Genomic DNA, 1,021 nt, shown 5'->3' with positions numbered 1-1,021 from the left:
GTGAAATCCGGCGCCGTCATGGCGCCGCTTGCCGACAGCGCGAAATCGACGCCACCGGCAACCGGCACGCCGACTGTCGGCGACAGCACCGAGACGTCGCCCAGTTTGCCCTTGATGTCGGCCTGGATGTCGGTGCCTTGCATGCTGGCCGTGCCGGCGGCGCTGAGCGTGCCGGAGGTGAATTCGATCGAATTGGCGGCGAAGGATCCCTGCGGATCGCGGGCCGCGCTGGCCGAGAATTTCACCCTAGCGCCGAGCACCGAGGCGATCTGCGGCGGAAAGGCCGTGGCCACGGCATCCGCGTTCATCTTGAGCTGCATCGACAGGTCGGCAAGCGCCACCGTCGCGGTCAGCGAAGCGTTGAGCGCGTCGGAACGCAGCGTGCCCTGGTCGATGGCAATGGCGTCCTTGCTGACCGACCCGGCCAGATCGACATCGATCTTGCCGGTGATCAGCGGCGCCAGCGTCGCCACGTCGGTGTTGAGGCCGCCCGCCTCCAGCTTGACGGTGACCGGCCCGGCGCGGTTCTGGATATCAAAACCGTCGGAATGGATCTGGGCCGCCAGGTCGTCCAGCCGCGTGCCGCCGGCGACGATGGAGACGAAGGAGGCGCCGACGTCGATGATCGGCGCCTTGCCGTCGCCGAAGGCCCGGGCGGTGGCATTGCTGATCGCCAGCGTGATCGGCTGCGCCTTGCTGCCGACGCTGATCACCACGGGCGGCCCCTTGGCGGCGAGTTCGACCGAGAGGTCGCTGGCGCCGGCAGGATCGACAATGCCGGTCGCGGTGCCGTGCACCGCATCGCTGTCGATGTTGGCGCGGTCGACACTGACGCCACCGGCCGATGTGGCGGTGCCGGCAATGTCGAAACTGGTCTTGCCGGCAAACAGCGGCTTGAGATTCTCAGGCAGGAAGCGAGCGAAATCGCCGTCGCCCTTGGCCTCGATATGATTGCCCTTGTCGGTCAGTTGGTGGCGACCCGTCAGCTGGGTGACGATCTTGCCGTCGACCGAGAACGTGC

1 pseudogene is annotated in these 1,021 nt (G+C 67.3%); it reads right to left on the bottom strand.

The features are described 5' to 3' along the window. Positions 1-1,021: pseudogene (locus EN964_RS35510) on the bottom strand (translocation/assembly module TamB); the annotation flags it as partial.

The sequence above is a fragment of the Mesorhizobium sp. M7A.F.Ca.CA.001.10.2.1 genome (assembly GCF_003998575.1).
Classification (GTDB): domain Bacteria; phylum Pseudomonadota; class Alphaproteobacteria; order Rhizobiales; family Rhizobiaceae; genus Mesorhizobium.
The sequence above is the reverse complement of the archived record's forward strand: the minus strand, read 5'-3'. Positions and strand labels throughout refer to the sequence as shown.